Origin of the sequence: Rhodophyticola porphyridii, assembly GCF_003688285.1 — a bacterium.
Classification (GTDB): domain Bacteria; phylum Pseudomonadota; class Alphaproteobacteria; order Rhodobacterales; family Rhodobacteraceae; genus Rhodophyticola; species Rhodophyticola porphyridii.
Genome location: NZ_RCNT01000006.1, coordinates 144,460 through 170,445, shown reverse-complemented (window position 1 = coordinate 170,445; position 25,986 = coordinate 144,460). Strand labels below are relative to the sequence as shown.

Here is a 25,986-nt window from a genome sequence, read left to right as displayed (position 1 = left end):
ACAAGTCCAAGACACCCAAGAGCAATAGATTCTTCCTATCGGCTGGTTTTTTTTGGATATCCAATTCCTTTCAATGCCACCGCGATCTCGTCGAGAATCGCCGGATCGTCGATTGTGGCGGGCATCTTGAAATCCTCGCCATCGGCGATCTTGACCATCGTACCGCGCAGGATCTTGCCGGAGCGGGTTTTCGGCAATCGGTCGACCACAAGCGCCAGCTTGAACGCGGCAACCGGCCCGATCTTCTGGCGCACAAGCTTCACGCAATCGGCGATGACCTCCTCGGCACCCATCGCCGAGCCGGAATTCAGGCACAGGAACCCCATGGGAAGCTGCCCTTTCAGTCCATCGCTGACCCCGATCACCGCGCATTCCGCAACCTCGGGATGCGCGGCCAGAACCTCCTCCATCGCGCCGGTGGAGAGGCGATGACCGGCAACATTGATCACGTCGTCGGTGCGCGCCATGATGTAAAGGTAGCCGTCGGCATCCTTGTAACCGGCATCCCCCGTCTCGTAATAGCCGGGAAAATGTTCCAGATAGCTTTTGCGATAGCGTGCCTCCGCGTTCCAGAGCGTCGGCAAGGTGCCCGGCGGCAGCGGCAATTTCACCGCAATCGCCCCCAACTCCCCGTCCCTCACCGGGTGCCCGCCCTCGTCGAGAATATGCACGTCATATCCCGGCATCGGCACGGCGGGCGAGCCGATCTTGACCGGCAGCTTCTCGATCCCCAGTGGATTGCCCGCAATCGCCCATCCGGTTTCGGTCTGCCACCAATGGTCGATCACCGGCACGCCCAGTTTGTCCTGCGCCCATTCGATCGTGTCCGGGTCGGCCCGTTCACCGGCCAGAAACAGCGTCTCCAGGCTGCTCAGATCGTAATCCGAAACCAGCGCGCCCTGTGGATCGTCCCGCTTGATGGCGCGGAACGCGGTTGGTGCGGTGAACAGGCATTTGACCTTGTGATCCTGAATGACGCGCCAGAAAGTGCCCGCGTCGGGGGTGCCCACAGGCTTGCCCTCGAAGACGATCGTCGTGCATCCGAAAACGAGCGGCGCGTAACAGATATACGAATGCCCCACGACCCAGCCCACATCGGACGCGGCCCAGAACACCTCGCCCGGGTTCATGTCATAAAGGTTGCGCATCGACCAGTTCAGCGCGACCAGATGCCCGCCCGTGTGGCGAATGACGCCCTTGGGCTGGCCGGTCGTGCCGCTGGTGTACAGGATATAGGCCGGGTGATTGCCTTCGACCGGCACGCACGGGGCCGGATCGACACCGTACTGAAACCCGTGCCACTCCACGTCGCGGCCCTCTTCCAGATGGGCGACCTCCTGTTCGCGCTGAAAAATCACGCAGAATTCCGGCTGATGGCGGGCCAGCTCAAGCGCCCCGTCCAGAAGCGGCTTGTAATGCACCACCCGCCCCGGCTCGATCCCGCAGGAGGCCGCGATGATGCATTTCGGCGTGCAATCGTCGATCCGCACGGCGAGTTCATTCGCCGCAAATCCGCCGAAAACCACCGAATGGATCGCGCCAAGACGCGCACAGGCCAGCATCGCCTCCAGCGCTTCGGGCACCATCGGCATGTAGATAATGACCCGGTCGCCCTTGGTTACGCCCTTGGCAGCCAGCGCACCGGCAAGGCTGGCGACACGGGTCTGCAACTCGGCATAGGTGATTTCGTGCTTGGTATGGGTGACAGGGCTGTCATGGATGATCGCGATCCGGTCACCATGACCGGCCTCCACATGGCGATCGACCGCGTTCCAGCAAGTGTTGACCATCCCGTCGGAGAACCACTGGTAGAGCGGCGCGTTCTGGTCGAAAAGCGCCTTGGTCGGTGCCCGGTCCCAGTCGATCGCATCCGCGGCGGCCATCCAGAATGCGTCCGGATCGGTCGCAGCCTGCGCATAGATTTCGCGATAGCCCATGGCGTTTTCTCCCTTTCAACGTTGCGCAGACATAGCCGAAGGCGCCTTTCCCGCAAAGCGACAGGGCGTCACTGGCAGCGGTAACAGGGGGGGCGCGCCCGGCCCGCAGCCGGACGGGCTTGCGCCACATGCACGCATCCGGCTATCGGCCCGCTCCCGCCCCTGCAGGCCGTTCAACCATAAAGCCCGACCGGTGTGCCCGCCAGCGCGGACATGTTCAGCAATCCCCGCGCCGTGATCGCGGGCGTCACGATATGGGCGCGGTTGCCCATGCCCATCAGAACCGGGCCCACCTCCAGCCCTCCGGCCTTCATCTTCAGAATGTTCCGCGCCGCACCCGCCGCATCGGTGTTGGAGAAAACCAGCGCGTTTGCGGCGCCCTCCAGCCGGGAGTTCGGGAAAATCCGGTCGCGGAGATCCGGGTCGAGAGCGCTGTCGATATGCATTTCGCCCTCATATTCGAAATCCAAGCCCCGGTCGTCCAGCAGGATCAGCGCATCGCGCATCCGCTGGCCGCTGTCACTGTCCAGATTGCCGAACTGAGACCCGGAACAGAGCGCGATTTTCGGCTCCACCCCGAACCGGCGCACATGGCGCGCGGTGGCGATCACGGTCTCGGCGATCTGCAACGGGGTCGGATGGGCGTGCACATGGGTATCGGCGATGAAAAGCGGCCCATCCTCCAGAATCATAAGGCTCAGCGCGCCGACCGGGTGCAATGTGCCTGTCCCCAGCAATTGCTGCACATAGTTCAGGTGCCACAGATATTGGCCAAAGGTGCCGCAGATCAGGCTGTCGGCCTCGGAGCGGTGCACCATCACGGCCCCGATTGCGGTCGTATTCGTGCGCATGATCGCGCGGGCCAGATCCGGCGTGACCCCCCGGCGCTGCATCACCTCGTGGTAGGTGCCCCAGTAATCGCGATAGCGCGGGTCGTTTTCCGGGTTCACCAGCTCGAAATCGCGGGTCGGGCGAATATCGAGGCCGGCGCGCTCCACCCGCGCCTCGATCACCTCGGGGCGGCCGATCAGGATCGGCTTGTCGGTGGTCTCCTCCAGCATCGCCTGCGCGGCGCGCAACACCCGCTCATCCTCGCCCTCGGCAAAGACGATCCTGCGGCTGGTGGTGGCCGCCGCTTCGAAAACCGGTCGCATGATCAGCGCGGAGCGGAAGACCGACTGGTTGAGCTTCGCCTTGTAGGCCGTAAGATCGCGCATCGGCCGGGTCGCCACGCCACTGTCCATCGCCGCCTTCGCCACGGCGCTGGCGACCACCCCCATCAGCCGTGGATCGAAGGGCTTCGGGATCAGGTAGTCGCGCCCGAAGGTCAACTGCTCGCCCCGGTAGATCGCCGCCGCCTCGGCACTGGTCGTGGCCCGCGCCATTGCGGCGATCCCGTCAATACAGGCCAGTTGCATCTCGTCATTGATCTCCGTCGCGCCAACATCCAGCGCGCCCCGAAAAATGAAAGGAAAGCACAATACATTGTTGACCTGATTGGGAAAATCGCTGCGCCCCGTAGCGATCACCGCGTCGGGCGCAACCTCGCGCACCAGATCGGGCAGGATTTCGGGCGTCGGGTTGGCCAGCGCGAAAATGATCGGCTTGGCGGCCATTTTCCTGACCATCGCCTGGGTCAGAACGCCGGGGCCGCTGAGCCCCAGAAACAGATCCGCGCCGTCGATCACGTCGCCCAGAGCCGCCGGGGCGCTGCCTTGGGCGAACTCCGCCTTCTGTGGCGTCATCTGCGCCTCACGGCCCTCATAAACCAGGCCTTCGAGATCGCAAAGATAGACATTCTCGCGTTTCACGCCCAGCTTCAGCAACATGTTCAGGCAGGCGATGCCCGCAGCCCCGCCACCGGTGGAAACGACCTTGATGTCGCCGAATGCCTTGCCCACCACCTTCAACGCATTGGTCGCGGCGGCGCCCACGACGATCGCCGTGCCATGCTGGTCGTCATGGAACACGGGGATGTTCATCCGCTCTCGGCACAATCGTTCAACGATAAAGCAATCCGGCGCCTTGATGTCTTCCAGATTGATCGCGCCGAAGGTTGGCTCCAGCGCGCAGACGATATCGGCCAGCTTTTCGGGGTCGCTTTCATCCAGCTCGATATCGAAACAGTCGATATTGGCGAACTTCTTGAACAGGACCGCCTTGCCTTCCATCACCGGTTTCGATGCCAGCGCGCCGATATTGCCCAGACCCAGTACCGCCGAGCCATTGGTGACGACCGCAACCAGATTGCCGCGGGCGGTGTACCGCGCGGCATCCGCCGGGGTTTCCTTGATCTCAAGGCAGGCCTCCGCCACGCCGGGGGAATAGGCGCGGCTCAGATCGCGACCGTTTGCAAGCGGCTTGGTGGCCCGGATCTCCAGCTTTCCGGGCTTCGGATGCTCATGATAAAACAGCGCCGCGGCGCGCAAACTGTCAGGCTTGTCTTCGTTCATGGCACCCTCCCTTGAGTGATAGTTTAGCGTTAAACTACCTTGCCGCCCGCTGCCAGTGCAATACAGGGGGCCCACGCCGTCCCCGACCATCCTGTCAGCTGAATTGCTCCTTGATCAGCCGTTCCTCCAACCCGTGGCCGGGATCGAACAGGATCCGGTGCGCCACAGACGGTTCCGAGCGGATCTCGACCGAGATCACATTGGCGACCGAGCGGCTGTCGGCATCGGCCATGACCGGGCGTTTCAGGTGATCCATCACCTCGAACCTCACCACCGCGCCCTTCGGCAGCAAGGCCCCCCGCCAGCGCCGCGGGCGAAAGGCCGCCATCGCCGTCAGGGCCAGAACGTCCGCGTCTATGGGCAGGATCGGCCCGTGGGCCGAATAGTTGTAGGCCGTCGACCCCGCGGGCGTGCTGACCAGCGCCCCGTCGCAGACCAGTTCCTCCATCCGCAACTTGCCATCCACCCAGATCCGCAGCTTGGCCGCTTGCGGACCCGCGCGCAGCAGGCTGACTTCGTTGATGGCCAGCGCCTCGGTCACCCGCCCGCCTTCGGACAGGGCGCGCATGTGCAGCGGGTTGATCACCGCCTCCTCGGCGCGCTCCAGCCGGTCGATCAGGCCGTCTTCGGCATATTCGTTCATCAGGAAGCCAACGGTGCCCCGGTTCATCCCGTAGACTGGCGCCTCCAGCGCCTGGGTTGCATGCAGCGTGCTCAGCATGAAGCCATCCCCGCCAAGGGCCACGATCACATCCGCCTCCGACGGCTTGTGCTGACCGTATCTCGCGGCCAGCCGATCCCGTGCCTCCTCCGCGATGGGCATCTCACTGGCCAGAAAGGCTATATTGCGGGCGGCGGGCATGACCCCTCCCTGTCCTCGGAACCGGACCCAAGTCTTTGCGCGCCCCATCGCGAAACACAATCCTTTTGCTAGCGACGCCTGATCGGGCCTTTCCATCGGCCTTCCTGGTCGCGGCCTTTCGATCGCGTCATTTGCCCATCGCCGGTGGACCAATCCACCGAAATGCCGCCGAAGGCGCCCATTGCGGCGGAATCTCCCCTTCCCCGACCCCGCCCGTTGCCATAAACAGACGCGAAATTGCACCGTGTCCAGGAGCCGCTGCCATGAATGCCCCCCACCGCGATGACGGATTTTTCACCGAACCATTGGAAACCCGCGATGCGGAGCTTTTCGGCGCCATCCGCTCCGAGCTTGGCCGCCAGCGGGACGAGATCGAACTGATCGCGTCCGAAAACATCGTCTCGGCCGCCGTGATGGAAGCGCAAGGCTCCGTCATGACCAACAAATATGCCGAAGGGTATCCGGGCCGGCGCTACTATGGCGGTTGCCAATATGTGGATATCGCCGAAAATCTGGCGATCGAGCGCGCCAAGCAGCTTTTTGCATGCGATTTCGCGAATGTGCAGCCGAACTCCGGCAGCCAGGCCAATCAGGGCGTGTTTCAGGCACTTCTGCAGCCCGGCGACACGATCCTTGGCATGAGCCTCGATGCGGGCGGGCATCTGACCCACGGGGCAAAACCCAACCAGTCGGGCAAATGGTTCAACGCCGTGCAATACGGCGTCCGCCAGCAGGATCTTCAGATCGATTACGACCAGATCGCGGAACTGACCGCCGAGCATCAGCCCAAGATGATCATTGCCGGCGGTTCGGCCATTCCACGGATCATCGATTTCGCCCGCATACGCGAGATCGCGGACAGCGTTGGCGCATGGCTGTTGGTCGACATGGCGCATTTCGCCGGTCTGGTGGCGGCGGGTCACTATCCCTCACCCTTTCCCCATGCCCACGTGGCCACGACCACGACGCATAAAACCCTGCGCGGGCCGCGCGGCGGCATGATCCTCACCAATGACGAGGCGCTGGCCAAGAAGTTCAACTCCGCCATCTTCCCCGGCATCCAGGGCGGCCCGCTGATGCATGTGATCGCGGGCAAGGCCGTGGCCTTCGGCGAGGCGCTGCGCCCTGAGTTCAAGGACTATCAGGCCCAGGTGATCAAGAATGCCCAGGCGATGGGCGACCAGCTCATGAAGGGCGGTCTCGATATCGTCACGGGCGGCACGGACACCCATGTGCTGCTGGTCGATCTGCGCCCCAAGGGCGTGAAGGGCAACGCGACGGAAAAGGCCCTTGGCCGCGCCCATATCACCACCAACAAGAACGGCATTCCCTTCGACACCGAAAAACCCACGATCACGTCGGGCATTCGCCTTGGCTCTCCGGCCGGAACCACCCGCGGCTTCGGGGAACCCGAGTTCCGGCAGATCGCCGACTGGATCGTTCAGGTGGTTGACGGATTGGCCGCCAACGGCGAAGACGGCAATGCCGGAACCGAAGCGCGCGTCCGCGACGAGGTTCTGGAGATGTGCGGACGCTTCCCGATTTACCCGGAGCTTTAAGCGGCGCACATCTTTTGGTTGATTACCCTCGGCGAAGCCTCGCCGAGGCAGTGCAAGCGTATGTTTTTCCTATGACTTCCCGGGGTTGCCCGCATGCCGCGCCAATGGCAATTTAAGGGGCGACTGGGCACATGCCCCCCGTTTGGCATTGACGGATGAAAGACGCGATCATGAGTGTGACGACGCCCCATATCACCCCGGCCTATAGGCGCGAGGCGGAGCGCGAAATCCGGGCCTTTACCCGCGATTGGACCGCCCGTGACGACCGTATCGCGCTGATCAGCTATTTCGGCACATTTGTCGCCTATTTCGCAACTCTGGCACTTGCGGTTCTGGCCTGGCCGAACCCGTTTCTGGTGGTTCCGCTGATCGTGCTGAACGCCTTTTCGGGGGTTCGCCTTTATGTGCTGCAACATGATTGCGGGCATGCCTCTCTCTTCTCGAAGAAGCAGCATAACGACCTTGCGGGTCACGGGCTTTCGGTCTTCACGCTCACGCCCTACCGGGTGATGCAGTTCAATCACAACGAACATCATTCCCATCTGGGCAATCTCGACGAGCGAGACACGACCGAGATCTTCACCATGACCCTGTCGGAATGGCAGCAGTCGGGTTTCTGGAAACGGCTGTATTACCGGCTTTACCGCAACCCGTTCATCATGATCCCGATCGGCGGTCTGTTCACCTATGTTCTGGCCTATCGCTGGCCGAAAAACTCCACCAGAACCGGCGCGGCGCTGGTTCTGGCCCATAATCTGGGCCTTGCCGTCTGGGTCGGGATGATCTGGCTCTTCGCCGGTCTTCCCGGTCTGATCATCTATGCCGGTACGGTCTTCGTGGCGGGCTGCATCGGGGTGTTTCTGGTCTATCTTCAGCACAATTTCGAAGACACATACTGGGACCGCAAGCCGGATCTGAACCCCGCCCGCGCAGCGCTTCAGGGGTCATCCGCGCTTGATCTGGGCTGGTGGTGGGATCTGGCCGTCGCCAATATCACCTATCATGACATCCACCATTTCAACGCCAATATCCCCAGCTACCGGCTCCGGCAGTGCCACCGCGCGCTCCGTCAGAAATACGATGTGCAGACGATCCGCTGGCCCGAGGCGTTGCGCAGCTTCACCCTGAAGCTGTGGGATGAAGACACCGGGCGACTGGTCCCGTTCCCGCGGCGCCGTCTCGCGCCCGGTCTCACGCCGGCGGAATAGGGCCCGGTGTCTCCGTATGACGCGCGGGCGCGCGGGTGACCGGCGGCGCGAATCGGTCTCCAGACCTCTAAAAAACCCTCCGCGACGGGCGGAATGGGTCAGCCGTCTTCCCGTCCCCCCTCGGGTCCGGTGTATCGCCAGCGATAGGCGGGCGGCGTCGGACCCTTGTTGCGCCCGCCCTGCTCCATCTGCTCCCACGCGTGCGCAAGAATGCCGACAGATCGCGAAAGGCAGAAAAGACCCCGCGCCAAAGGCCCCGCAAAGCCGAGTTCGGCATAGATCACGGCGGTGGCCCCATCGATATTCATCGGCAGCGCGGTTCCCTTGCGGGCATTCAGCTCTGCCTGGACTGCCCGGCCGATGGTGGCGAACCGGCCCGAAACTGTGCCGGCGGCGGCGGCCTCGTCAACCAGCGCCAGAAGACGCGGCGCGCGTGGGTCGACGGGTTTGTGAAACCTGTGGCCGAACCCCGGAACGAAGCGATCGCGCTCCCTTTGCCACCGGTCGATCGCGGCTGCGGTTGCGACCGCCAGATCGCCGCCCGCGCGGTCGATCCAGCCGTAAAGCTCCACCGCCTGCTCGCCCGCGCCCCCATGGACATCTCCCAGCATGTTCACCGCGCTCGCCATCGCATTGTTCAGTGGCAGCCCGCAGGTCACCGCCATCCGCGCCGCCGCGATGGAGGGCGCCTGCGGCCCATGATCCACCGCCGCCACAAGGGCGGCTTCGAGCAGCCGGGCCTCCGCCTCGGTGGGCAGGGTCCCGCGCGTCATCAGCCAGATCATCTGCGGAAAGCTGACCCGGCCGATCAGATCCTGTATCGCATGGCCGCGCATCGCGATCCGGCCCGGTTCCATGTCGATAATCGCGGTCGACCACCAATCGGCGACATCGCTCATTCCTGCTCCTCCACCGGCATCGCGATCACCTTCGCGCGGGCCAGCCCGTCTATCTCGTTTTCCTCATAGCCCAGTTCGTCAAGCAGCGCGCGCGTATCCGCCCCCGCAAGGGGCGGGTCGGCGGCCAATGCGGTCTTGCGCCCCGCCATCTCGATCGGCAGGGCAGGCAGCCGCGTATCGACACCGCCCGGCAATCTGGTCGGCAAGAGCCGCCCGCCCGCCGCCAGATGAGGATCATCGAAGAGGTGCTCGGGCCGCGCGATATGTGCGAAGGGAAGCTTCGCGACACGCGCCTTTTCGGACAACTCGGGCAGGGAAAGGCGCGCAATGACATCAGCAATCTCAGGCAACAGCCGGGCCCGGGCCTCGATCCTCTGATTGTTCGTTGTCAGATCCGGATCGGCGGCCAGCGCGGGCTGCTCGAAAACTTCGCAGAATCTCAGCCAGTGCCGGTCGGAGGTAATGCCCAGAAACACGCGCTCGCCCTCTGCACTGTCGAACTGATCATAGACGGCCCATGCCGAAACCCGGGCGGGCATCGGTGGCACCGGCCCATCCGAAAGGGCCGCATAGGCCAGATGCTGCCCCATCAGGAACACGGCGGTTTCGAACAGGGCCGAGGTTACGAACTGACCCTTGCCGGTCCGCGCCCGTTCCGCCAGCGCGGCCTGCACGGCAACCACCCCCATCACGCCGCCCATCACGTCGATCACGCTGGCGCCTGCGCGCAGGGGGTGGCCCGGCGGGCCGGTCATATAGGCCAGCCCGGACATCATCTGTACCACCTCATCCAATGCCACCCGATCCTCGTAGGGGCCGGGCAGGAACCCCTTCAGCGACAGATAGACAAGACGCGGGAATGTATCCGCGATCTGTTCATATCCCAGACCCAGCCGCACCATCGTGCCCGGGCCGAAATTCTCGATCAGCACGTCGGCGGTTTCGATCAGCTTGCGGGCAATCTCCAGCCCGCGCGGATCCTTCAGATCAAGCGCGATGGAGCGTTTGTTGCGATTGTAGAAGGGGAAATACCCGGTGCCGAACCCTTTGAGATCCCGTGTCGGGTCTCCCGTGGCGGGCTCCACCCGGATCACATCCGCGCCCAGATCGGCCAGCACGAGACCGGCGGTGGGCCCCATGACCGTATGGCCGAAATCCAGCACCCGAAGCCCGGCAAGGGGCTGGTTCGCATCAGTCATCGGATCGCGCCTTTCGCCGGGCCCGCGGGGCCATGTCGGCCATGTTGTGCCCGATGCGGGCGCCGGCAGCCAGACAAATGAAACCCTGCCCGATCCCGAAGATCAGGCAGGGTGTCCGTCGCTCCCATGAAAGCCTAGCGCGGACCGCGATGGCTCAACATCGGCATCCCGAGGGCGGCCGTGAACAGGCGCCCGCCGGAAATGACCGACAGTTTGCGCTTCTTGCTCAGCAGCGGCTTGCCGGGGAAGATCTGCCTGCCGCCCGAAATGGCCGAGTTGGCGTTCCGGTTCTTGATCAGAAGCGGCATCCGGAAGGCATTCGAGACCAGACCGCGCTTGCGGCCCCGACCCGGATCCATGTCGCTGGACAGGAATCTGGGGTGGTCGCTGAGTATGCTGTTGGACAGACGCACATTGCGCGGCTCTTCGACATAAACGTTTTCGTCTTGCACGCCTGCATCCATGCTGTCGCGGGAGTTCATGATCTCCATCGCATTCCGCGCCGCGCCAAAGGGCGTGAAGGGCGCGCGGTTGACCACCAGCCGGTTGTCGCCCGACATGGAGCCGGCGTATTTCGTCGCCGCGCGGGTGGGGACGCGGGCCTCCCTGATCTCGGCCTCCGCCCCGGGACCTGGCGCGATCACACTGATATTCGCGGCCGGATGCCCGGCTGCGTGAAGCGCCGCCACGACAGCATCCGCGGTAGACGCATCGGCATAGAGCCTGCTGATTACGGTAGTCATCTTTCCTCCATTTCCGCTCACCGCCGGCCCGGTCAGCATTATGGCGCCTGTTCTCAGGGCACCGATTTCGCCGCTAGGTCTGTTGTCTTGGTCGAAACGTAATGCGCCCTCTGCTCTGGTCCAGCCATCCGCCTCAGCAGAGGGTAGGCAACCAGAAGTGCAAGCGCCAGAAACACGATTTCCAGTGCGAAGACCGGGACATAGGGGGCCTCCGCCGCGAAAGCTTCGCTTCCGGGCATCGCGACGATCAGGTCGCGGATTACGCCGCCAAGCGCGACGGCGATCCCGGCCGCCGTGGCCTGAACCGCGCCCCAGGCCCCGAGCGCAAGCCCGATCTGCTCGCGCGGCGCGTTGCGCATGGTCGCGGTCAGCGTGCCATGGCCGAAAAGCCCCGCGCCGAAGCCCGCGAACAGCGTGCCCAGAACGAAGCCGGCCACGGAATGGAACGGTGCGGCCAGCACGATCGCCCCAAAGGCCGGCACCCCGACGACGGCGCCCCAGAACGCCACATGGATCGGGTCCGCGCCACGCAGCAACACACGGGAGGCGAGCGCGAACCCCGCCAGCCCGCCCACGGCCAGAACCGCCGTAAGCCGTGTGGTCTGTGCCACCGACATGTCGAGCACATGGCCGCCATAGGGCTCCAACAGCACATCGGCCATGCCGAACCCCATCGTGCCAAGGCCGATCACAATAAGCAGGCGGATTGCATTCCGCCCGGTGACGAATACGCCCCAAGCCTCCCGGAATTCGGGGACGGGGGCGATGGAATTGGCGCGCGTCCGGTCGCGCGGCTCCTGTTTCCACAGGGCGAGGATGTTCAATGCAACGGTGATGACGGCGGCAGCCTGAACCACCTGTATCAACCGCCCCGGCGTGTAATCCGTCAACAGCGCGCCGAAGACGATCGCACTGACGATCATGCCGAGAAGCAGCATGACATACATCAGGCCCACCACTTTCGGCTGATCCTCCACCGGAACCAGATCGGTCGCCAACGCAAGGCCCACGGTCTGCACCATGTGGACCCCCGCGCCGACCAGCAGAAACGCCAATGCCGCGCTTGACAGCCCGATCCATGCAGGGGCGTCCACCGCCTCGCCATATCCTGAAAGCACCAGCAGCGCGAAAGGCATGATCGCGAAGCCGCCGAATTGCAGCATCGTCCCCTTCCAGATGTAGGGCACGCGCCGCCAGCCGAGGGCAGATTTGTGAATATCGGATCTGAACCCGATCAGCGCCCGGAACGGCGCGAAAACCAATGGCAGGGAGATCATGATGCCCACCAGCGAGGCGGGCACGTTCAGTTCTACGATCATAACCCGGTTCAGTGTGCCGACCAGCAGGACCAGCGCCATTCCCACGGTGACCTGAAACAGCGCCAGCCTGAGCAGGCGCGACAGGGGCAGATCCTCGGTCGCGACATCAGCGAAGGGCAGATAGCGTGGTGCGATCCGGCTTATCTTGCTCAGGGCGAATTTGCGGAACTGGATCATCTTGGTCCTTGCCACCCGGTTCGGTCACCCGACCGGCACAGGCCGGCCGGGCAAACCGAAGGAGCGGGAGGACGGGCCGGAGAGGGAAACATACCCCCGGCCCACTCCCTTACTTACGTGGCGCCTGCGCGCTATTGCGACGATGCAAGCGCGACGCCCTGATCGATCACAAGTCTGGCCGTTCTCCCGTCTGGGAGAATCACCAGCATGCCATCTTCGGTCGTCGCCGCCGCGTCGATATAGACTGGTGCAGCGGTTGTCGCATCGACGCTGGCCGGCAGAACAGCGGTGTTGTTCGTGTCCATCGCGGCCATGCCGCTGCCCAACTCCTGGCCGGACAGGAAATCCGCAACCCAGGTCGTGTTGCTCAACACCGCGACATGCACGGCAAAGGATCCGATGGCGACCGCGCTGAGAAACAGCGGAACCCCCACGGTTGGCTTAACGACAAGCCACATTTTTGCGTTATTCATGACCGGGCCTCCTTATCCGAGCCACGGCGTCGAGACCGCCACCAGAAGATGGGCGATCAGGGCGATCACCCCGAAGACGCGCGTTCCGTCGATGAGGTAGCTATGCACCTCTTCGGCTTCTCTCTCAGTCAGGCCGGTGGGCCATATTTTATCGGGATCAGACATAGTTTGCCTCCCACTCCTCTACAGTTCAGGTCTAGCCCGCGAAGCGCGGTCACCCACGCCTCCGGCCTTGAACGATGGAAGTGTCGGCGCCTCCGGTCTAGGAACAGACGGCCCCATCAGCCTCGATAGTGTCATGTAAAGTAGACAGTATCAAGTGTAAGTTTTTGGTTACATTCAGATGAGGCAGGCAAAACAGGGCTGTGAAGGCCCCTATTCTGATGGAGAAGATGTTATTCTAGGCCACTTCCGAAAAGTGTAAAGCCTGAATGACAACTGGTTGAGCTTCTGGAGGTAATTTCCTTAGCTCCGCCCTTCCGAACCGAAATTTGCCATGGCATCGCGATAGTATGTCAGCGCATCGAAGCGCATCGGAACCGCCCAGAAATCCACCCTCCCCCCGTGAGATCGCGCCCAAAAAAACGTCAGACAACGAATCTCCGGATGAATCGGCGGCTTCCGCTTGGGCCACCCTGCCCCTGCGGGCACACTCGACTTGTCAGGATCGCTTACGTGCCTCTCCTCCCTTCCTCCGGCGCTTCGGTGACCTGACGCGAATACTGGCTGGCGGCCCGGCTCAATTGTCTCTCTTCCACCCTGTCGGGTCGCCAGACCTTTTCCGCCGCACAAACGGCCTTGCCACATTCATGCCTCATTTCCGTCCATATCAGGCCCGAATCGCAGCGGATCCTGAAAGATCATAGGCATCAAGACCTATATCCATTGGAGCAGTATCATGCAGACACGCAAACCGAGCCCGCGCGACGCGCAGCCCCAGAAAGAGCGCCCGACACCGGTCCGATTTTCTGACTGGGCCAGTATCTGAGACGAGCCGGGCCCCAAAACCCCCGAAAATGGCGATGACCGCATCGCGGATGCGGGTCTCGGGCCCTAATGCCGGTTGTGATCAAGGCCGTATCTGACAGATACCGACCGGGATCCGACGCGGCCCGCTCCGATGCGAATAGCCGACAAAAATACCCGGAAATCCGAGGCTTAGCACTGGGTCAAACTGTCTCTTGTTGATCCAGATCAAATGCGCGGGGCCTGCGTAGTTTAGAATCATTCTTACTCTAAACTTATAAGGACTCGAGTCTATGAGACGTCTGTTCTCTACCGCCTGCGCCATACTGGCCGCAGGTGTCATGCCGGCATTTGCCGATACGGACCTGCGTGCAGCTGCGCAGGACTTTTTCGAACCCATCCCCCTGAGCCCGCCAAGCCTCGATGGCAACATCGTGAGCCGTACCCGGGTCGATCTGGGAGCGATGCTGTTCTTTGACCCGCGCATGTCCCGGTCGGGGCTGTTTTCCTGTCAGTCCTGCCACAATGTCGGGCTGGGCGGGGATGACGGCCTGGAAACCTCGGTCGGCCATGGCTGGCAGCGGGGCCCGCGCAATGCGCCCACCGTGTTCAACGCGGTGTTCAACATCGCGCAGTTCTGGGACGGCCGCGCGGCAGACCTTGCCGAACAAGCGCAGGGACCGGTGCAGGCCGGGGTCGAGATGAACAACACGCCGGACCGCGTGATTGCGACGCTCGAATCCATGCCCGGATATGTGGACGCCTTTGCGGCGGCCTTCCCGGGGGAGGACATGCCGATCACCTTCGACAATTTCGCGCTTGCGATCGAAAGTTTCGAGGCGACGCTGATCACGCCGAATGCCCGGTTCGACCAGTTCCTTCAAGGTGCCGACAGCCTGACCGAGGAAGAGCTGCGTGGCCTCGCCGCGTTCATGGACGAAGGCTGCGTCGCCTGCCATGCGGGCGTCAATCTGGGCGGGCAGGAGTATTATCCCTTCGGTCTGGTGGAGCGGCCGGGCGCGGATATCCTCCCCGTTGGGGACCGGGGACGGTTTGCGATCACCCAGACGGTCACCGATGACTACGTGTTCCGCGCCTCGCCCTTGCGGAACATCGAGCTGACCGCGCCGTATTTCCATTCCGGCACGGTCTGGTCACTGGAGGAAGCGGTCGCCGTCATGGGCACGGCGCAACTGGGGGCCGATCTGGACGAAAGGGACGTCTCGGATATCGTCGCCTTCCTGCGCACGCTCACCGGCGAGCAACCGGAGGTCGTTCACCCGATCCTGCCGGTGAGGACCGACGCCACACCCCTGCCGGAAACGGATTTCTGATATCGGCGGGATGAGACCGCACCCTGCGGTTCATACATGAAGAACAGCCGCGCTTTCGGGTGCGGCTGTTATTTTTCGCCCCAGCCCGGGGAACAAAACGCCGCGCCGCCCGTTGGTATTCCGACAATCAAAGGAGATACCAATGGACCTCATTCGAATTCTCTTCGCCATCATCCTGCCGCCGCTCGGCGTTTTCCTTCAGGAAGGTCTGGGCAAGCATTTCTGGTTCAACATCATCCTGACGCTTCTGGGCTACATCCCCGGCATCGTGCATGCCGTCTACATCATCGCCCGCGACAATCCGCGGACAGTGTAAACGCGGATGCCCGCAGATATTGATAAACTCGACCGGTTGGCCGCGCAGATGGACGCGGCCTTCCGCATTCCAGGCACCGGCATCCACATCGGTCTGGATAGTCTGATCGGGCTGATCCCCGGGATCGGCGACGGGCTGGCAGTAGCCCCTGCCATCTACATCATCACCCAGGCCCGCAACATGGGCGCGCCGTGGTATCTGATCGGTCGCATGGCCACGAATACCGGCATCGACCTCCTCATTGGGGCGATTCCGCTTGTAGGTGACATCTTCGATGTCGGCTTCAAGGCCAACAAGCGCAACGTGGCGCTGCTGAAAGAGCATCTGGAAAAAGAAAAACGGCGGTCCGTTCAGACCGCCGCTCACAAGCCGCACCGGATGGAAGCTTAGCCGACCAGCTCAAGCCCCGAAAAGAAATAGGCGATCTCTTCTTTCGCCGTTTCAGGGGCGTCCGAGCCGTGAACCGAATTTTCTCCGATTGACAGCGCGAATTCCTTTCGGATCGTGCCATCTGCCGCCTCTGCGGGGTTGGTGGCGCCCATCACTTCGCGATTCTTCGCAATCGCATTCTCGCCTTCCAGAACCTGCACCACGATCGGCTCGGACGACATGAACTCGCACAGCTCATCGTAGAACGGGCGTTCCTTGTGCACCGCATAGAAAACACCCGCCTGCGCCTTGGTCAGGTGGATACGCTTGGAAGCGACGACGCGCAGACCCGCCTCCTCGAACTTGGCGGTGATCGCGCCGGTCAGATTGCGCTTGGTGGCATCGGGTTTGATGATCGAAAAGGTCCGTTCCAGGGCCATGGGTCTCGCTCCAACGTTAAGGTTTGGCGCGCCTCTAGCATGGGGACCCGGGCTTGGAAAGCCGCCGATTGACACCGGCGCAACGCTCCGCCACACCGCGCCCATGCTACGAATTGCCGAGATATCCTATTCCATCGCTGGCCGGCCCCTTCTTGAGGGGGCCTCGGCCTCGATACCGGCGGGTCACAAGGTGGGTATTGTGGGCCGGAACGGGACCGGCAAGACCACGCTTTTCCGTCTGATCCGAGGGGAACTGGTGCTGGACGGCGGAGCGATCACCCTGCCCGAACGCGCCCGCATCGGCGGCGTCGCGCAGGAAGTCCCGTCCTCCGAAACCTCGCTTCTGGACACCGTGCTGGAAGCCGACACCGAACGCGCGCAACTGATGGCAGAGGCGGACACCGCGCAGGATGCGGGCCGGATTGCCGAGATACAGACCCGGCTTGCCGATATCGACGCATGGTCGGCGGAAGCGCGGGCGGCCACGATCCTGAAGGGTCTGGGTTTCACCGATGCCGAACAGCATATGCCCTGCTCCGCCTTTTCGGGCGGGTGGCGGATGCGCGTGGCGCTGGCGGGAGTTCTGTTCTCGGCCCCCGATCTGCTGCTGCTGGATGAACCGACAAACTATCTGGACCTTGAAGGCGCGCTCTGGCTGGAAAGCTATCTGGCGAAGTACCCGCATACCGTCCTGATCATCTCTCACGACCGGGAGCTTCTGAACCGCGCCGTGGGCCACATCCTGCACCTCGCCGACCGGAAGCTAACCCTTTACACCGGCGGCTACGATGTTTTTGCGCGCACGCGGGCCGAAAAACGCGCGGTGCAGGCGGCCGAAGCCAAGAAACAGGAGGCCCGGCGCGCCCATCTGCAAAGCTTCGTGGACCGGTTCAAGGCCAAGGCCAGCAAAGCGAAACAGGCCCAGTCCCGCGTGAAGATGCTGGAGCGGATGGATACCATCCGGATGCCTGAAGACGCCGCGCGCACCGTGTTCACCTTTCCCAGGCCCGAGGATCTGTCGCCGCCCATCGTGCAACTGGACGGTGTCGCCGTCGGCTATGACGGTTCCCCTGTCCTGAAGCGGCTGAACCTGCGCATCGATCAGGACGACCGCATCGCGCTTCTGGGCCGGAACGGCGAAGGAAAATCCACGCTCTCCAAGTTGCTCGCAGGGAAGCTTCAGGCCTCCGAAGGCCGGAAAACCCAGTCCTCCAAACTGCGCGTGGGCTATTTCGCACAGCATCAGGTGGACGAGTTGCATGTCGATGAAACGCCGCTTCAGCATATCCAGCGGGAGCGGCCCACGGAAATGCAGTCGAAGCTTCGGGCTCGGCTAGCCGGGTTCGGGCTTGGCCCCGATCAGGCCGATACCGAGGTGGCCCGCCTGTCCGGCGGGCAGAAGGCGCGGCTGTCGCTGCTGCTGGCAACCATCGATGCGCCGCACATGCTGATCCTGGACGAGCCCACGAACCACCTTGATATCGAAAGTCGCGAGGCGCTGGTCGAGGCGCTGACCGCCTATTCCGGTGCCGTCATCCTCGTTTCGCACGACATGCACCTGCTGAGCATGGTCGCCGACCGGTTGTGGCTTGTGAAAGATGGCAGCGTCACGCCCTATGCCGAGGATCTCGAGGCATATCGCAGGATGCTCCTGCAAGGCGACGAGAAACCGCCGAAGCCCGACAAACCGAGACCAAAACGCCCCAGCCATGCGCAGATGCAGGATCTTCGGGCCGAACTTAGAAAGGCCGAGGCGCGGGTGGAGAAGCTCAACCAGATGCGCGACAAGCTGGCCACCAAACTGGCCGACCCTGCGCTCTACGAAGATGGCCGCAAGGGAGAGCTGGACACATGGCAGAAGAAATATGCCGAGGTGATGGACGGGCTCGACCGGGCGGAAGCCTTGTGGATGGCTGCGCAGGAACGGATTGAAAAAGCCCAGGAGGCCGCCGAATGACAGCGGCACCCGCAAAAAGGCTGCAGGGCTAGGACGATGGATTTTTCCACCGCCATCCCCGCTTTCGTGGCGCTTTTCGTCATCATCGATCCGATCGGCATGGCCCCTCTTTTCGTGGCGCTGACCCAGGGCATGACCGCCCGGGCGCGCCGCGGTATCGCGATCCGGGCCTGTCTCGTTGCGGTGGCCTTGCTGACGCTTTTCGGACTGGCCGGGGAGGCCGTGCTGAATTTCCTCGGCATCTCGATGCCCGCCTTTCGGATGGCGGGCGGCATCTTGCTGTTTCTGACGGCGCTCGACATGCTGTTCGAACGTCGCGCCCCGCGCCGTCAGGGGCAGGCGGATGCTGCTCATCCCGAAGATCCGTCGGTGTTTCCGCTGGCCATACCGCTGATCGCGGGGCCCGGGTCGATCACCACGATGATCCTGCTGGCGGGTGAGCCCGGCACCGATACGCTTCATATCGCGATGATCCACGGGGTCATGGTGCTGGTGCTGCTTTGCGTCTTCGTGCTGTTTCTGCTGGCCAGCCCGCTGGAACGCCTGCTGGGGCCGGTCGGCATCAATGTGGTGACCCGTATTCTTGGCATGTTGCTGGCCGCGCTTTCAGTGCAGTTCGTGATCGACGGTTTCCGCGACCTGCAGGTGATTTGAGCGCCGAAGCGCCTATATCAGAGGCGAATGGAGGGTCGCGCATGAGCGGAGATCAAATCGCCTCTTTTATCTATCTGGGGCTCTTCGGTACGGTTATCGCCGGATACCTTCTGGTCGCGAACCGGCACCAGATGGGCAAGATGGCACAGCAGGCCGCGATGTGGGTGTTCATTTTTCTGGGCGCGATCGTGGCGGTCGGCGTCTGGGGCGATATCCGCGGCACGGTGCTGCCCCGGCAATCGACCGCACTGGATGGTGCCGTGATCGAGGTTCCGCGCGCGCCTGACGGGCATTATTACCTGATGCTGGACATCAACGAAACGCCGGTGCGCTTCGTCGTCGACACGGGCGCGTCGGATATGGTGCTGACCCGGCAGGACGCGATGCGCGTCGGGGTGGATATGGACCGTCTCGTCTTCTCGGGCCGCGCGATGACGGCGAACGGCCTGGTGGAAACCGCCCCCGTGCGTCTGGATCAGGTGGCCCTTGGCGGGGTGGTGGAAACGGATGTGCCTGCGGTGGTGAATGCGGGGCCCATGGCCGAAAGCCTGCTTGGGATGAGTTATCTGAACCGCTTCGACCGGATCGAGATCACCGGCGGCGAACTGGTTCTGACCCGCTGACATCGCCGAACGGATAGCCTCGCAACGCCGGGCCCGGGCGATCAGGTACCGCTTTCGGCTTTCATCTCCCAGGCGCCGTCTTCTTCGGACCAGTATCGGGCGGCGCAGCCCGCATTTGTGAGCATCTTCCATTGCTCCCGCGCCTGCTGCACCGCGCCCGGATCGTGCCCATCGAACAGAATGCAAACCCGGTCCAGCGCCGTGACCTCCTCGGCCCCGACCGGGGCGCCCTCGACGCTCATCAGGCAGGTGGCGCCGTTGGGCATCTCGGTCAGGGTCGTCAACAGGATCGGTTGCTCCGCGTCATGATCGCCCCCGACGCGGCCATGGGGCAGAAACCCGTCCTCCGGGCGCAGCCAAAGCAGATCGTCCAGCCGCTCCACCATCGCATCGGTCCGGGCGCGCACCGCCACCCGCCAGCCGGCCCCGCGCGCCTTGCCCGCAAGACTGGCCAGCGTTTCTTCAAGCGGGCGCCGGGTCAGATGGTAGAAATAGGCAGCGCCCAAACGTCAGCCCTCGTACCGGTCGCGGATCAGCCGGTCGAGCGCCAGAACGCCCCAGCCTGTCGCCCCTTTGGGCGCAAGTGTCGTGTCCGATTTCACGCTGGCCACGCCCGCGATATCCAGATGGATCCAAGGGGTCTCGTCCTTCACGAACCGCTTCAGAAACTGCGCCGCCGTGATCGAGCCGGCAGGTCGGCCCCCGACATTTTTCATGTCCGCCACCTCGGATTTCAGCATTTCGTCATAGGCCGCGCCCAATGGCATGCGCCACGCGCCCTCGCCCTCGGCCTCTGCCGCTTTCAGAAAGGCGCTGCAGAACCCGTCGTCATTGGAAAAAACGCCGGCGTTTTCATGACCCAGGCCGATGATGATCGCACCTGTCAACGTCGCCAGATCGACTATCGCGGAAGGCGCAAACCGATCCTGTGCATACCACATGACATCGGCCAGAACCAACCGACCCTCGGCATCGGTGTTGATCACTTCGATCGTGTCGCCCTTCATGGATCTGACCACATCGCCGGGGCGTTGCGCATTCGGTCCGGGCATGTTTTCGACAAGGCCCACCAGCCCGACCACATTTGCCTTCGCCTTGCGCAAAGCCAGTGCGCGCATCACGCCCGCGACAACGCCCGCGCCGCCCATGTCCATCGTCATGTCTTCCATGCCCGCCGCGGGTTTGAGACTGATGCCGCCGGTGTCGAACACCACCCCCTTGCCGACCAGCGCCAGTGGCGTTTCCTTGGCGCCACCTTTCCACTGCATCACAACGATCTTGGAAGGCGCATCGCTGCCCTGCCCCACTCCCAGCAGCGCGCCCATGCCGAGCTTTTTCATGTCCGCCTCTTCCAGGATTTCGACCTCAAGGCCGATTTCCTGCATTGCGGCCAGCCGGGCGGCGAAATCATCGGTGGTCAACACATTGGCCGGCTCGCTGACCAGATCGCGGGTGAAAAACACGCCTTCCGCCAGTGCCATGGCCGGTTTGGCCGCGGCAGCCACCGCCTCGGGTTTGCTGCAGAAGATCGTGGCGGGGCCGGGTTTGGCGACTTCTTCGGTCTTGTGATCGGTAAAGCTGTAGGCGCGAAGCGCCAGCCCGAGCGACACCTCCTCGATCCGGTTCAGATTGCCCGCCACCACCAGAAGCGGATCATCGCCCTTGAACTTGGCAAGGCTCGCGCCGGCCTTGCGTGCCAGGTCCGTCGACGGACGGCGCGGCAGTTTCAGAACCATGACCGCGCTGGCGAGAACCCCGGCGGGGAAGCCCATCACGAAGCCTTCGCCCTCCTTGACCTTGCCCCAGCCCTTTGCATCCAGCATCCGCGCGACCGCGCCCTTGGTCAACCGGTTGGCGCGCCGGGCGCCGGCATCCATTTTACCGTCTTCAGTTGCGAAAACCGCAATCTTTCCCTCAAATTCGCGCAAGGCGTTCAGGTCGGTTTCGGCGAAGGAGATGTCGATGGGGGTGGTCATACGGGGCCTCATGGTGTTCGAGATTTGCCGCAGCTTAGGCGGGGCCGCGGAGGATGACCAGATGGGCCTGTTAACGGAGACGGGATTGCAGTAAAACCGGGTAAAAGACCAACGAACGACACAAGATGAGGGGCATGACCTGTGGGGCGGTACGACCGGTATATCCTGTCACAACTGCTGGTGTTGTTCGGCTTTTTCAGCCTTGTCCTGATATCCGTATACTGGATCAACCGAGCGGTCGACCTGTTCGACTCGCTGATCGCCGATGGTCAGAACCTCGCCGTCTTTCTTGAGTTCACCGCGCTCAGCCTGCCGCAGATCATGCTGACAGTGCTGCCGGTTTCGGCGTTCGTGGCCACGCTTTACATCTTCAACCGGATGATCGCCGAATCCGAACTCGTGGTCCTGCAGACCGCCGGCATGGGTGTGATCCGGCTGTTGCGGCCCGTGGCCCTGTTCGGACTGCTGCTGGCGGTTCTGGTCGGCATTCTAGCCAACGTGCTGGCGCCCGCCGCCCGCGGCCAGTTCAACGAGCGCAGCGCCGAGGTCACCCAGGACATGACCGGGCGGCTTTTGCGCGAAGGGGAGTTCATCCACCCCACCGCCGGGCTGACCGTCTATATCCGGGAGATCACAGAACTGGGCGAATTCCGGGATGTTTTTCTGCAGGATCGCTCCAGCCTCGGCGCCGAAACCACCTACAACGCGCGCAGGGCGCTGCTGGTTCGCGGCGAGGCCGGGCCGCGGCTGGTGATGTTCGACGGGATGGCGCAGACCCGAACGGCCGCCGATCAGCGGCTTTCGATCGTGGAGTTCGACGATTTCACCTATGATATCGCTGGTCTGATCGAGGCACCGGACGCGCGGCGCTACGATCTCGGCGAGTTGCCCACGCCGGTTCTGCTGCGCGCCGATCCGGATTTCGCCACCGAACAGGGATTTGACCGCGCCGCCATGCAGTTCGAGGGGCACAGCCGGATCGCGCGCGCGCTTTTCGTTCTGCTGGTGCCGGTGATCGGGGCGGCCACGCTGATGCTTGGCTCCTTTTCCCGTTTCGGGGTCTGGCCGCAAATCCTGCTGGCGGTGGTTCTGATCATCCCGCTTCAGATGACGTGGAATGCGGCCGAAGCGCTGGCCCTCAGGGAGGGCGGACAGATCCTGCTGATCTATCTGCAACCGCTTCTGGCGCTTCTGATTGTCGCCGGGCTGACCCTCCGGGGAATGCGCGGGCCCCGGGCGCGACGGCGGGCGGCGGCATGATCCTGCATCTGTATATCGCACGGCGCTTCCTGAGATCCTTTGCGATCGTGCTTGGGGTCTTCATCTCGATCCTGCTGCCCATCGACCTGGCCGAACAGTTGCGCCGGATCGGCAACCCCGAAGCCGGCCTGAACGCGGCATTTCAGCTGGCGCTGCTTAATCTGCCCGGCACGCTTTACGAGATGTTGCCGCTGTTCATCATGATCGCGACCCTGTTCCTGTTCCTGGGGTTAGCACGCACTTCGGAACTGGTGGTCGTGCGGGCGGCGGGACGTTCCGCCCTGCGCAGCACGATGTCGCCCGTGGTGGTGGCGGTCTTGCTCGGGGTCCTGGGGGTCACCGTGCTCAACCCCATCGTCGCGGCGACGGAACGGCAATACTCGCAAAGCATCGCGCGCTTTCAGACCGGCGAGGAGCGTACGCTTTCGGTCAGCGCCGAGGGCTTGTGGCTGCGTCAGGGCAGCGAGGCAAGGCAGACCGTCATCCGTGCGGACAGGTCCAATGCCGATGGCACGGTGCTCAGCAATGCCAGCTTCTTCGTGTTCGACGACCAGGGAACCATGCAGCGCCGGATCGATGCCGGGTCGGCACAATTGGAACTGGGGGCGTGGTCGCTTGAGAATGTGAAGATCTGGCCGCTGGCAGGCAGTGCCAATCCCGAGGCCGAGGCCGAAACGCTGGCCGCGCATACCCTGCCCTCCACTCTGACCCGCGAACAGATCCGCGACAGTTTCGGCAGCCCCACCACCGTTCCGATCTATGAGTTGCCCGGTTTCATCCGGCAACTGAACCGCGCGGGTTTTGCCGCACTTCAGCATCGGGTCTGGCTTCAGATGGAGTTGAGCAATCCGCTGATGCTGGCCGCGATGGTGCTGATCGCCGCAGGGTTCACGATGCGGCATACGCGGTTCGGAAAGACCGGCGTCATGGTCCTGTCGGCGATCCTGCTTGGGTTTGGGGTGTTTTTCATTCGCAGCTTCGCACAGGTTCTGGGCGAGACCGGCCAGCTTCCGATTTCGGTCGTCGCCTGGACGCCGCCTTTGGCTGCTATCCTTCTGGCCCTCGGCCTTTTGCTTCATACGGAGGATGGATGAGCCCGCTGCGCGCCCTTCTTCTGGCCCTCTCCCTGTTCGCAGCCACACTTGGCGCGACCGGGGCCGACGCCCAGACCGCGGAGCAGATGCCCGCCACCCTGATCGCGGACGGCATCGAGTTCGACGGCGCGAGCCAGGTCATCGAGGCCACCGGCAATGTCGAGGTGTTTTATCAGGGCAGCCGGATGCGGGCCCAGTCGGTGCGCTACGACGGCGTCAACGACACAATGGTCGTGCAAGGCCCGCTCAGCGTGATCGAGGCCAACGGGCGCACCGTTTTCTTCGCCGAGTTCGCCGAGTTGTCCGCCGACATGCAAAGCGGCATTCTGCAATCCGCGCGGCTGGTGCTGGACCGGCAACTGCAGATCGCGGCAACCGAGATCAACCGGACGGAGGGGCGCTACACGCAGCTTTACCAGACCGTCGCCTCCTCCTGCGAGATCTGCGCGAGCAACCCGGTCCCACTTTGGGAAATCCGCGCCCGGCGGATCGTGCATGATCAACTGGAACGGCAATTATATTTCGAGGGTGCGCAGTTCCGGGCTCTTGGCATCCCGCTTGCCTATATCCCCCGCCTGCGCCTGCCCGACCCGACGCTGGAGCGCGCCACCGGCTTTCTCGTTCCCTCGATCCGCGGCAATGATCTGATCGGCACTGGCATCCGCCTGCCCTATTTCATCGAACTGGGTGACCATGCCGACCTGACGCTGACCCCGTTTCTGACGCTTGGCCAAAGCCAGAGCATCGAGGCGCGTTATCGTCAGGCGTTTCGCAACGGGTTTGTCGAGGTCGACGGGGCCCTGACCTGGGATGATCTGACAAATGACGACCAGCGCGGGTATGTCTTTGCCGAAGGCACATTCGACCTGCCCCGCGATTTCCAGCTTGATTTCGGGCTGCAAGGCGTCACCGACCGGAGTTATCTTCTGGCCTATGGCTATTCCGACGAAGACCGGCTGCGAAGCCATCTCACCTTCAGCCGGGCCCGCCGGGACGAGTATATAGAAGGCGGCCTGACCTATTTCACGTCGCTGCGCGACGGCGACGACAACCGCATCCTGCCGAACCGGGCGCTGAATGCGGAGTATACCCGACGCTACACACCCGCGGTGCTTGGCGGCATCGCCTCCCTCAGCTTCAGCACCCATGCGCATTACCGCGTCGATGACACCGATGCGATTGGCCGCGATGTCGGGCGCGTGACGGCAAGCGCAGACTGGCGCCGGGACTGGGTGCTGCCCGCCGGGTTGCTTCTGGCCATCGAAACCGAGGTCTACGCCGACTATTACAACATCCGGGAAGACAGCAGCTTTCCGGATCAGGAAACGCGGATCGCACCCTTTGCCGCCGTCGAACTGCGCTGGCCATGGGCCATGACCAGCGAGCGCGGCGTGACCCATCTGGTCGAGCCGACCGTGCAACTGGCCTGGAGCGACGACGACACGGCGCTGATCCCCAATGAGGACAGTGCGGTGGTGGAATTCGACGAGGCCAATCTTTTTTCGCTCAACCGGTTTCCGGGCAACGACGCCCGCGAAACCGGGCGGCGGCTGAATATCGGCGTGACCTATACGCGCACCGACCCGCTTGGCTGGTCGCTTGGCGTTACTGTCGGCCGGGTCTTCCGCGAAGGGGGGTTCGGGCCTTTCACGCCGGGCTCGGGTCTGGACGGGCGCCAATCCGATTGGCTGCTTTCTGCCAATCTGGGCCTCGGGCAGGATCTGAGCGTGATGAACCGGATGCTGTTCGACGATGCGTTCGATTTCACCTCCAACGAGCTTGCAGTCTCCTGGACCGGGGAGGCCCACGGGCTCACCTCCCGCTTCACATGGCTGCGGGCAGACCCGGCCGAGGGCCGCCCGCTGGATATGGCCGAATGGTCTTTCGATGCCCGCTATGATTTCGACAATGCTTGGGCCGCGGCGGTTGATTGGCGCTATGATTTCGTCTCCGACGAACCGACGCGGGCCGGGCTGGCGTTGAGCTATGCAACGGAATGCGTCGATGTGGAGTTTTCCCTCTCGCGCCGCTTCACCTCCTCGGCTACGTTGGAGCCGTCAACCGAATTGGGCCTGACTGTCGCGCTGAATGGCTTTGGCGCAACGCGGGATGGCCGCCGCTACGATCGCAGCTGCCACTGATCGGAACTGCGCAACAGGATAACGGAC

The 25,986-nt window shown here is 63.3% G+C and carries 23 protein-coding genes; 11 read left to right on the top strand and 12 right to left on the bottom strand.

Annotated features, from left to right (window positions below; genetic code table 11):
* Positions 1 to 35: 35 nt before the first annotated feature.
* The 3 genes from D9R08_RS12900 to D9R08_RS12890 all read right to left on the bottom strand — a co-directional run bounded on the left by D9R08_RS12900 (position 36) and on the right by D9R08_RS12890 (position 5,252).
* On the bottom strand, positions 36 to 1,937 hold the full coding sequence (locus D9R08_RS12900) for a propionyl-CoA synthetase (RefSeq protein ID WP_121898469.1): 1,902 nt from the start codon (positions 1,935 to 1,937) through the stop codon (positions 36 to 38).
* Between the two features lie 173 nt (positions 1,938 to 2,110).
* Positions 2,111 to 4,390 carry an NADP-dependent malic enzyme gene (locus tag D9R08_RS12895; protein WP_121898468.1) on the bottom strand — a complete coding sequence of 760 codons (2,280 nt, stop codon included), beginning with the start codon at positions 4,388 to 4,390 and terminating at the stop codon, positions 2,111 to 2,113.
* A 94-nt stretch (positions 4,391 to 4,484) separates the two neighbouring features.
* The gene (locus D9R08_RS12890) at positions 4,485 to 5,252 is read right to left on the bottom strand and encodes an NAD kinase (RefSeq protein WP_121898467.1); all 768 of its coding nucleotides are present in this window, start codon (positions 5,250 to 5,252) and stop codon (positions 4,485 to 4,487) included.
* Between the two features lie 263 nt (positions 5,253 to 5,515).
* Here D9R08_RS12890 and glyA point away from each other — a divergent pair, with 263 nt between their 5' ends.
* Both glyA and D9R08_RS12880 read left to right on the top strand, forming a co-directional pair.
* Positions 5,516 to 6,811, top strand: a complete 1,296-nt coding sequence (gene glyA, locus D9R08_RS12885) for a serine hydroxymethyltransferase (RefSeq protein WP_121898466.1) — start codon at positions 5,516 to 5,518, stop codon at positions 6,809 to 6,811.
* Between the two features lie 170 nt (positions 6,812 to 6,981).
* Positions 6,982 to 8,019 (top strand): fatty acid desaturase, encoded by a 1,038-nt coding sequence (locus tag D9R08_RS12880; RefSeq protein ID WP_121898599.1) that lies wholly within the window; start codon positions 6,982 to 6,984, stop codon positions 8,017 to 8,019.
* A 98-nt stretch (positions 8,020 to 8,117) separates the two neighbouring features.
* Here the strand turns inward: D9R08_RS12880 and D9R08_RS12875 are convergent, their stop codons facing one another.
* The 6 genes from D9R08_RS12875 to pufB form a co-directional block, all read right to left on the bottom strand.
* The gene (locus tag D9R08_RS12875) at positions 8,118 to 8,918 is read right to left on the bottom strand and encodes a citryl-CoA lyase (RefSeq protein ID WP_121898465.1); all 801 of its coding nucleotides are present in this window, start codon (positions 8,916 to 8,918) and stop codon (positions 8,118 to 8,120) included.
* Entirely contained in the window at positions 8,915 to 10,117 is a 1,203-nt protein-coding gene (locus D9R08_RS12870; RefSeq protein WP_121898464.1) for a CaiB/BaiF CoA transferase family protein, read from the bottom strand. The genes D9R08_RS12875 and D9R08_RS12870 overlap by 4 nt, the downstream gene beginning before the upstream one ends.
* A 134-nt stretch (positions 10,118 to 10,251) precedes the next feature.
* Positions 10,252 to 10,860 (bottom strand): hypothetical protein, encoded by a 609-nt coding sequence (locus tag D9R08_RS12865; protein ID WP_147450677.1) that lies wholly within the window; start codon positions 10,858 to 10,860, stop codon positions 10,252 to 10,254.
* 53 nt (positions 10,861 to 10,913) lie between these two features.
* Positions 10,914 to 12,356 (bottom strand): PucC family protein, encoded by a 1,443-nt coding sequence (locus tag D9R08_RS12860; RefSeq protein ID WP_121898598.1) that lies wholly within the window; start codon positions 12,354 to 12,356, stop codon positions 10,914 to 10,916.
* A 131-nt stretch (positions 12,357 to 12,487) separates the two neighbouring features.
* Complete coding sequence (locus D9R08_RS12855) at positions 12,488 to 12,829, bottom strand: light-harvesting protein (protein WP_121898462.1); 342 nt, start codon at positions 12,827 to 12,829, stop codon at positions 12,488 to 12,490.
* 12 nt (positions 12,830 to 12,841) lie between these two features.
* Positions 12,842 to 12,994: a light-harvesting antenna LH1, beta subunit gene (pufB, locus tag D9R08_RS12850; protein ID WP_121898461.1), complete on the bottom strand. Its 153-nt coding sequence runs from the start codon at positions 12,992 to 12,994 to the stop codon at positions 12,842 to 12,844.
* A gap of 1,094 nt (positions 12,995 to 14,088) precedes the next feature.
* Between pufB and D9R08_RS12845 the strand changes: the two genes are divergently transcribed.
* From D9R08_RS12845 to D9R08_RS12835, 3 genes are all read left to right on the top strand, one after another.
* Positions 14,089 to 15,129, top strand: a complete 1,041-nt coding sequence (locus tag D9R08_RS12845; protein WP_121898460.1) for a cytochrome-c peroxidase — start codon at positions 14,089 to 14,091, stop codon at positions 15,127 to 15,129.
* A gap of 142 nt (positions 15,130 to 15,271) precedes the next feature.
* Entirely contained in the window at positions 15,272 to 15,445 is a 174-nt protein-coding gene (locus tag D9R08_RS12840) for a YqaE/Pmp3 family membrane protein (protein WP_121898459.1), read from the top strand.
* A 6-nt stretch (positions 15,446 to 15,451) separates the two neighbouring features.
* Positions 15,452 to 15,835: a DUF4112 domain-containing protein gene (locus tag D9R08_RS12835; RefSeq protein WP_121898458.1), complete on the top strand. Its 384-nt coding sequence runs from the start codon at positions 15,452 to 15,454 to the stop codon at positions 15,833 to 15,835.
* Here the strand turns inward: D9R08_RS12835 and ndk are convergent.
* Positions 15,832 to 16,254, bottom strand: a complete 423-nt coding sequence (ndk, locus tag D9R08_RS12830) for a nucleoside-diphosphate kinase (RefSeq protein ID WP_121898457.1) — start codon at positions 16,252 to 16,254, stop codon at positions 15,832 to 15,834. The two genes, D9R08_RS12835 and ndk, sit on opposite strands and share 4 nt — an antisense overlap.
* Positions 16,255 to 16,357: 103 nt before the next feature.
* On the opposite strand from ndk, the gene abc-f reads away from it, so the two are divergent.
* From abc-f to D9R08_RS12815, 3 genes are read left to right on the top strand one after another with little or no spacing between them, the layout of a single operon-like run.
* Positions 16,358 to 18,211 carry a ribosomal protection-like ABC-F family protein gene (abc-f, locus tag D9R08_RS12825; RefSeq protein WP_121898456.1) on the top strand — a complete coding sequence of 618 codons (1,854 nt, stop codon included), beginning with the start codon at positions 16,358 to 16,360 and terminating at the stop codon, positions 18,209 to 18,211.
* Positions 18,212 to 18,247: 36 nt separating this feature from the next.
* The gene (locus tag D9R08_RS12820) at positions 18,248 to 18,865 is read left to right on the top strand and encodes a MarC family protein (RefSeq protein WP_121898455.1); all 618 of its coding nucleotides are present in this window, start codon (positions 18,248 to 18,250) and stop codon (positions 18,863 to 18,865) included.
* A gap of 41 nt (positions 18,866 to 18,906) precedes the next feature.
* Positions 18,907 to 19,488 (top strand): retropepsin-like aspartic protease family protein, encoded by a 582-nt coding sequence (locus D9R08_RS12815; protein ID WP_121898454.1) that lies wholly within the window; start codon positions 18,907 to 18,909, stop codon positions 19,486 to 19,488.
* A 41-nt stretch (positions 19,489 to 19,529) separates the two neighbouring features.
* On the opposite strand, the gene D9R08_RS12810 is transcribed toward D9R08_RS12815, so the two are convergent.
* Both D9R08_RS12810 and D9R08_RS12805 read right to left on the bottom strand, forming a co-directional pair.
* Complete coding sequence (locus tag D9R08_RS12810; protein ID WP_121898453.1) at positions 19,530 to 19,994, bottom strand: DNA polymerase III subunit chi; 465 nt, start codon at positions 19,992 to 19,994, stop codon at positions 19,530 to 19,532.
* Between the two features lie 3 nt (positions 19,995 to 19,997).
* Positions 19,998 to 21,464 (bottom strand): leucyl aminopeptidase, encoded by a 1,467-nt coding sequence (locus D9R08_RS12805; protein ID WP_121898452.1) that lies wholly within the window; start codon positions 21,462 to 21,464, stop codon positions 19,998 to 20,000.
* A 141-nt stretch (positions 21,465 to 21,605) separates the two neighbouring features.
* Here D9R08_RS12805 and lptF point away from each other — a divergent pair, with 141 nt between their 5' ends.
* The 3 genes from lptF to D9R08_RS12790 are packed head-to-tail and all read left to right on the top strand — an operon-like array spanning position 21,606 to position 25,959.
* The gene (gene lptF, locus D9R08_RS12800) at positions 21,606 to 22,724 is read left to right on the top strand and encodes an LPS export ABC transporter permease LptF (RefSeq protein ID WP_121898451.1); all 1,119 of its coding nucleotides are present in this window, start codon (positions 21,606 to 21,608) and stop codon (positions 22,722 to 22,724) included.
* Positions 22,721 to 23,818 (top strand): LPS export ABC transporter permease LptG, encoded by a 1,098-nt coding sequence (gene lptG / locus D9R08_RS12795; RefSeq protein ID WP_121898450.1) that lies wholly within the window; start codon positions 22,721 to 22,723, stop codon positions 23,816 to 23,818. Before lptF ends, lptG begins: the two co-directional genes overlap by 4 nt.
* Complete coding sequence (locus D9R08_RS12790; RefSeq protein WP_121898449.1) at positions 23,815 to 25,959, top strand: LPS-assembly protein LptD; 2,145 nt, start codon at positions 23,815 to 23,817, stop codon at positions 25,957 to 25,959. The genes lptG and D9R08_RS12790 overlap by 4 nt, the downstream gene beginning before the upstream one ends.
* Positions 25,960 to 25,986 lie beyond the last annotated feature (27 nt).